2 protein-coding genes are annotated in these 8,240 nt (G+C 45.1%); one reads left to right on the forward strand and one right to left on the reverse strand.

The window, feature by feature from the left end:
- Positions 1–149: 149 nt before the first annotated feature.
- Positions 150–6,290: a CHAT domain-containing protein gene (locus tag ACLFWI_RS22065; protein WP_446414702.1), complete on the reverse strand. Its 6,141-nt coding sequence runs from the start codon at positions 6,288–6,290 to the stop codon at positions 150–152.
- A gap of 523 nt (positions 6,291–6,813) precedes the next feature.
- On the opposite strand from ACLFWI_RS22065, the gene glmU reads away from it, so the two are divergent.
- Entirely contained in the window at positions 6,814–8,172 is a 1,359-nt protein-coding gene (gene glmU, locus ACLFWI_RS22070; protein ID WP_446414701.1) for a bifunctional UDP-N-acetylglucosamine diphosphorylase/glucosamine-1-phosphate N-acetyltransferase GlmU, read from the forward strand.
- The last annotated feature ends 68 nt before the right edge of the window (positions 8,173–8,240 follow it).

The following is an 8,240-nucleotide window of genomic DNA, read 5'->3' on the forward strand; positions in this document are numbered from 1 at the left end:
GCGGGTTTAGTTACATCTGGGTTAGCCCAGAAACGATAGTAGTGAAACCCGCCCCTACATCGGGGCGGGTTTAGTTACATCTGGGTTAGCCCAGAAACGATAGTAGTGAAACCCGCCCCGACAAACCAGGTTCCCTCAAAAATATTCCTCTACCAAGGACTACCAATCATCATAAACGCCGCCCAGTAGTAAGGATGAGAAAAATCTTGATTACCTCTGCCTTTTAGTTCCGGGGGTAAAGGAATTCCCCCCATACCTATACCGTGTAATTGACCATTCTCCAGACGCACCTGTCCCCTTAGCATAGCAATTTGGGCGCGTTGCAATGCTTCTGCTTTAATCGTCACTTCCGGTTGACTCAATTGCCGATAAAACTCACTCATCAGCGCCAATGTGCTGCCATCATTGACATACCAGAGACTGGCTAAGGCAGATTTCACTCCCGCCTTTACCGCTAATCCCGCAAACCCTAACTCCGCATTCACATCTCCAATTGCTGTACGACAAGCACTTAAGACTAATAACTCAACTTGAGGCGGCTGATTCCAACCGATTTGCCTTAGTTGATTTAATCGGAGTTTCCCATCCCAAAGTTGAATGTAGGAGTGAATGGGTTCATTAGGTCGGAAATCGGCGTGAGTGGCGAGGTGGATAATGCCAAATTGCTGACGCTGTTGTTTCAGGTTATTTAGGGTAAATTCTTCATTTAAAAATGATTTTCCTGACCATAATTGTTGCGTGATTATCTGCAATTCTTTTGGCACAGCCGGAAGCGGGGATAAGTCGGCAAATTCCGATGCTCCCATCCCTAAAACTTGAACATTTTTGATCGAGTTATAGCGCTTATTGGTGAGACTGATGCTGGGTAAAGAACCCAAGGAATACTTTTCCACAAGAAACTGATTACCATCATGCAGCGCCGCCATCGGAATTGTCCGCAAACCGGAGTCCATACAAAAGATTAGCGTATCAATTCCTAGGGCTTCTAATTCAGATTCTAGAGGGGCAATTATCCAATTATAAAGTTGCTGCGCGGGGGTAAGGTAGGCTTTGGCTTTATTGATATCCGTAACTGTTTGGCGGAATTGGTTTAATGTCTGCTGTAAGGCTTGGGCATTGGCTTGGGGGACAATCTTGCGAATTGGATAGCCTTGGGGCAAGACTAATATAAGTTCTAGGTAATCAGGACGTGAACGGACATAGACAACACTGGAATTATTTCCCGTTTGATCCGCTATAGTTACTAGGGTGTCTCGCAGGCTTTCGGCGGTGACGATTTCACTGGTCAAATCTTGTTGAAAGTATGTCTCAAATTGCTCTTCAAAGAGTTTATCAATTTGACCGACGGCTAAGAAATCATTAACATTGATAGCTGATGTTCCGGGTGTATAAAATCGCCGTACCTGACTCGTTTCTCCTGTTTCCGGATTTTCCTGTATTTGTACTTCTGTGGTTAAACCCTGTCCAATTAGATTGTTTAACGACTCTGGGTTTAAATTAGTATCGAGTGCGGGTTTGGGTTCTCGTATGAGTGCTTCATCGGCACTAGCAGGAATAGGAGATGATAGAATTTGTATCCGTTTTTGATCTTGGGTATGAGTGCGGAAATAAACTTGATTGGGGGCAATAGTTTGGGCGGACGTCGTATTACCTCGTGTGATGGCGCCGCGAGTCCCGTTGGTTTCAGAATTACCCACAATAAATGGAACAATACCGTTTCCACCGTGACGGATAATAATCGTGCCACCATCTGTCCCTCCAGCGGTAGAAATACTGGCATTGATGTCATTTTGGTCGATGAAAGCGTCAGTCGCTTGGAAAAAACGGTTGGTGCTAATTTCCACGTTTGCGCCGATACTATCTGAACTCTGAGTATTAATCTGGCTAACGCGAATTGTGTCATCAGCAGTCAGTGTAATCGTGCCACTATTACCCGCAGCCGAGGTATCCAGAATACCTGTGGATATTTGTCCGTTTTGACTGAATAAACGAATCCCGCCAGGGGCAGTAATAGTATCGGTTGTGATGGTATTCTCGGCTGTAATATCTATTCCTTCCTGATTGGTGGTGGTAATCTCTCCTTCTACCCGCAAATTTTGCAACGGTTGCACAGTACCCACCCGATCATTAAACTGAACTATGCCACCATCGGTATTAAGATTTAGCTGGTAAGTTCCGTCAACTGTGCGATTAAAAATAATTCTCTTGGCACTCACAGAGAAATCGCTAGGTAAATTCAGGGTACGATTGAATGTAATCTGGTTTCCGGCATTCAGGGTAATGGGTGTTGGCATTCCCAATGCAGAACTCGCGTCGAAATCCCCAATGGTGATACTATTAGCGGCATTGAGTGCGATCGCGCCTCCTTTGCCTATACTTGATCCTGTGTCAATTATCCCCCCATCAGTATTGATATTTCCCGCCAGACTCGTCAGTGTCACCGCTGCGCCTGGATTGTTGATCGTACCTGTGATCATATCTTGGTTCGCTAGTAGCGTAATCTCACCGTTTCCGGTTAGAGTAAATCCAGTGGTATTGATCGAACCATCACCCATTGGCGATCGCAATGTCACTGAGTCCTTAAACGTCACATCATCAGCCAGGGTAATCGCGCCACTGCTGTGATTACGCCCGATGGTGATAGACTCGAAACCCTGTTGTAAGGCGTTGATATCCCGGACTGACAGGTCTAGTGTTTCTGTGTTAGTATCAGTCGTACCGTTAAGTGCGATCGCGTGACTAGGACTAAACGGTTGTAAGGTCAAATTCCCATTCCCCGCTACATTCCCGAAAAAATTAATTTCATCACCCGTTAATTCAATATCGCCAACCAGAGTAACGTCATCACCATAGCTTTGACCTAACTCTCCATTCGTTATCACATTTCTACGAATTTGCGTCATACCCCCGGTATCAGTGGTTAGACTCTCAACGGTTACAGAACCCTTGAATTGGGTAATACCTGTACCATTGATATTTAAGTTTCCCAGATTAACCGTATTCCCGACGCTATCCTCAAACGTAATATTACCCGTACCCGAATTTAGGGTCAGGTTTTGGTTATCAGTCGTGACACCATTGAGCGTATTGGTGAATATCATATCACCCCCAACCGTCATTCCTGTGGTGGTGAAGCTTGTATCCGGTTGAGTCAGAGTCACGGAACCATTCAAGCTGATATTACCACCACTTCCAGCACCCGCAGAGGTATTTATAGAACCGGGATTAATCCTGTTCGCCGTGAGAGTAACATCCCCCCCATCCCCGGTTGCGGCGCTAGTGTTGAGGATTCCGCGATGAGTGTCGATAATCCCGTTATTGCTAGTTAGGATAATCTCCCCACCGGGATTAATAATATCGCCCGTTATAATATCTTGATTCGCTTCTAGGTGAATCGTAGCGTCATCGATTCCGGTTAAGGTATAACCTGTAGTCGTAATCGAACCTGAGTTGGTTTGCGATCGCAAAATCACTGGATCATTAAATGTAACATTATTCGCTAGGGTAATAGCGCCACTACTATTCGCGCCACCAATAATAATTTGCGAAAATCCATTGCGGAACCTAGCCAGTGTATCAGTATCCAGGCTTAATGTACCCACAGCCGTATCGCCAATCGTAATTCCTAAATTTGGAGTTAACGGTTGTACCTGTAATTGTCCCGTACCCACCACGTTAAACGTATCATCAACATCCAACGAATCCGTCGTCAGCGTCAAGTTTCCTGTTTGCGTTTCTTGTCCCAACTCTCCATCTTCAGCTAACTGAATCCCATCCGAATCCGTTCCCATACCACTAATACCAATTACATCGACTGTCCCGCTATTAGTTCGCACCTGGGACGATTTCCATATCCGTACTCCTTGATTATCACTTGTACCCATACCGCCAGTACCATTTAATATGATATTTCCTGTTCCAATCGCTTCCACAATGGAACCTTCAGCAATTTCCACGCCATCACTTTGAGTTGTTGAACCTTGTCCAACTCCTGTCAAATTAATATCGCCATCGACTGAACGAATTCTGATATTACCCTTACCCAAAACAATACCATCATTGGCTTCATTCCCCGCGCTACTGCCCGTACCATTAAACGTTATATTACCACTCCCTGTGGTTTCAACAACCAGACCCATACCACCGGAAAAGTTATCAACTCGAATGCCACTATTTTCATCTCCTGTTCCTTGTCCGATTCCAGTTAGACTAATATTACCATCCACTGAAGTGATTGTCGTGTCTGCTTCTGCCAGAATAATTCCCTGATTGGTATTTCCTCCCATCCCGCCTGTTCCCGTTAACGTGATATTACCCGTGGTACTTTGAATGCTTGTCCCAGTTGTGACGACAATGCCAACGGCAACGTTTGTACCATCAATACCTTTACCCGTAATCGAAATATTACCCATTCCAGAATTGAGTATAGTATCGTTGAGAATAACACCAGAAGTAGTGACTAATTCCTGTATATCACTTGTACCTACAGCCGGATTTATTAATGGGTTACTACCACCCCCAAAAATAATATCACCACCATTGGAATTGATAGCTGAACCCGGGTTAAGGAAAATCGCCCCTGCGCCACTCCCATCCCGATCAGCATTGAGAATTACATCCAATTTTCCTATAGTATTGGCAGTTATATCTGCACCTGAATTTAAAAGAATATTGTTATTCGCTTGTAAGGTTAGGGCAGTATCAGCCGTTCCCGAATACCTGATATTCCCATTCAGATTAATATCGTTATCGGCAAAAAGTGTCAGCGATGAGTTACTACTCCAGGTAATCGGATCATCCACAGTAATTGTTCCCGCATCTGGCAAACCCGAAGCCGTCGAAACGGTGACATTGCCTAAAGCTAATTGATTTTCTAGAGTCGTCGTATTAAGAATAGAGAGAGTCGTCGCTGTGTCAGAAAATATATCCCCAGCAAACGTCATACTCCCGGTATCCGCTGCGGTACTAATCGTAATATCTGTTGGGTCTAATAATAGCGTTCCTACATTACCCGCAGGCGCTAACAAATCGACAACGCCTTGAAAATCCAAAGCCTGTTTTCCCGAAACTTCAACAAACCCACCATCGCCGCCATTCAATCCGCCACGGGCGCTAATAGTACCCAAAAAGCGGGTAATTTCATCTGACCAGATAATTACTTGTCCACCATTACCATTAATAAGCGCATCTGCATTAATTACTGAATTGTGACTCACATAAGTCTGTAAAGCATTAGGAATTATACCGCTTCCCTGATACTCTCCGCCAATCCTTACTTTACCTCCACCATTCGCACCAAACCCATGAATCGTCGCGTCAATAAGTGCCACGTTATCGCCCAAAACATTAACCTCACCCCCAATCTGGGGTGAAGCTGAAAAGTCGGGCATAGATACATCCAAATTCCCCGAAATAATCGCGGTTCCGGCTTCAGTGGGTAGGGTTATCCCCGATTCAGTTAACTGCACCTCGTTCGTTGGAGAAACAGTCAATCCCGTATCTACTGTTTCCCCTGTACCCGTTAACAATACTGGTAAATCCAGAGGATTTAGCTGTAGCAGTTCATCGGTATTACTTGGATAGGGAGAAATCTCCAAACTCAACAACTTTCCCGGTTGACTAATGCGAACTAAATTTTCACCCGGTACAGCCGCAATAGTAATCGTTCCTCCGGGTGCGGTGAGTTGACCTGTGTTAATTACGGTACCCCCCAAAAGGGTTAAATTCTGCCCCTCGGCTACCGTTAAATTACCAGCATTCACAATACTCCCCGGCTGGAAAACATTAAAGGCAAATTGATTGGGAACACCCACTAAAGTTTGGTATTCATTGTTACCCCAAGCATTAAACCAATTATTATTGCCAAACCCAATACTCGTCGCCGTGGTTGCTGTGAAATCAGCCGGAACATTTAACTGGGCGTCTGCACCAAAGATAATTCCGGCTGGGTTAAGTAAAAATAAGTTAGCATTGCTTCCAGTCACTTGAATAAGACCATTAATCATCGACGGATCACCCCCAATCACCCGCCCTAAAATATTGCGAGTCTGGGGATTTGCCAGAAAATTGGCAATTTGATCGGAATCGAGTCCAAACTGCTGGAAACTATGAAATAGATTTGCCCCATCTGCGGAAACACTACCCCCTTGAATATCAAAGCGGTTACCATCAGGTGTAATCTGTGTCCCTGTTCCATCAGTCGCGGGTATAATCGGTTGAGAGACAAGCGGCGTCGGTGTGAACGCGGCGACTAAGCAGAAGGGGATAAGCAGTCGATACATGGTTTTCATTTTCATTGCGATTCTTCCCTATCCAGTTGTTAAATCCCTACCATCTCAACCGATTGCTTTACGGGAATTCCAGGTATTTTTTTTATAACACAACGAATAGAAGAAAAATTTAGGATTAATCAGTTTTTTTGAGGTAGATCAAAATTAGCAACATCTCTTAATCTATCTTGAGCCTTACCGCCGCTGATTTTTATCCCATGGCTTAATTTTGTTGATTTAATCAATATACCGTTACAAATATTGATTAAAAAATGAAACGTTGATCCAATTAAATCGGATAAAATAAGCCGACACATCACAAAAGCAGCGAGAAGCTTACCTCGATCAAAAGTGGTAGGGATAGCCGCCCAACCCTTAGTTCAGGGTTTATCACCCGTCGTTGATGGCAATGAACCATGAACGATGAACAATGAACCATTATTCCCTAATCTCAACCATTAACGTTAATGAAAACCCGACGACTTATGGTATTATCAGTGAGGGAAACTCTATAGTTCGGTAGCAGATCACCCCTATCTCAATCATGGTTGCAGTCGCGATTTTAGCAGCAGGACGCGGGACACGAATGAAATCTAAGTTGCCCAAGGTATGCCACAATTTGGGTTCCTTGTCAATGGTGGAACGAGTTCTCAAGAGTTGTTTTGGTGTCGATCCGTTGCGGTGTCTGGTGATTGTCGGCTATCAAGCCGAACAAGTTAAACATTCTCTCGCCCAGTTCCAGGATATAGAATTTGTGGAACAAACTGAACAATTGGGAACCGGTCATGCTGTACAACGACTCCTCCCCCACTTAGAGGGATTTACGGGGGATTTGTTGGTCTTGAATGGTGATGTTCCCCTGTTGCGCCCCCAAACCCTGCAACAATTATTAGACACTCATAAAACCCATCAAAATGCCGCGACTATATTAACCGCGCAACTGCCGAATCCGCAAGGATATGGACGAGTTTTTTGTGACGGACAAAACCTGGTCACTCAGATTGTAGAAGATCGAGACTGCACCACCGCCCAAAAGCAAAACCGTCGAATTAATGGGGGAGTATATTGTTTCAATTGGCAGAAATTGGCAGAAATATTGCCGAATCTAGAGTCAAATAATGACCAAAAAGAATATTATTTAACCGATACGATTCATCAGCTAAAACCAGTGATGGCGGTTGATGTGGAGGATTACCAGGAAATTTTGGGAATCAACAACCGCAATCAGTTAGCTGAAGCATACCAGATTTTACAAGATCGGGTGAAGGAAGCCTGGATGATGGCGGGGGTGACGTTAATTAATCCCGATAGTATTACGATTGATGACACGGTGGAATTACAACCAGATGTCATTATTGAACCCCAAACCCATCTGCGGGGGAAAACCGTGATTGGTTCTGGGAGTCGGATTGGACCGGGAAGTCTGATCGAAAATAGTCAGTTAGGGAAGAATGTCACGGCGCTGTTTTCGGTGGTGAGTGATGCGGTGGTGCAAGAGAATAGCCGCATCGGACCCTATACTCATCTTAGAGGTCATGTCAGCGTCGGGGAATCTTGTCGGGTGGGGAATTTTGTGGAACTGAAAAACGCCCAAATTGGCGATCGCACAAATATCGCCCACCTGTCTTATCTGGGAGATGCGACGTTAGGGGATCAGGTGAATATCGGCGCAGGAACGATTACCGCCAACTACGATGGGGTACAAAAGCATCGCACCCAAATCGGCGATCGCACGAAGACGGGTTCCAATAGTGTGCTTGTTGCACCCATAACTTTGGGCGAAGATGTTACAGTAGCGGCGGGTTCCGTAGTAACTGAAACGACACCCGATGATTGTCTGGTGATTGCGCGATCGCGTCAAGTGGTTAAACCCGGTTGGCGTCTCAATTCTCCCACCCCTTAGGAATTGGTTCCCCTAGGGGCTTGGTAACCGCGTAGGGGCTTGGTAACCGCGTAGGGGCTTGGTAACCG

Origin of the sequence: Coleofasciculus sp., assembly GCF_046539235.1 — a bacterium.
GTDB lineage: Bacteria > Cyanobacteriota > Cyanobacteriia > Cyanobacteriales > Coleofasciculaceae > Coleofasciculus.

Coding starts and splice junctions, on each gene's coding strand:
- ACLFWI_RS22065 (WP_446414702.1), bottom strand. CDS start 6,290: ATGAAAACCATGTATCGACTGCTTATCCCCTTCTGCTTAGTCGCCGCG.
- glmU (WP_446414701.1), top strand. CDS start 6,814: ATGGTTGCAGTCGCGATTTTAGCAGCAGGACGCGGGACACGAATGAAA.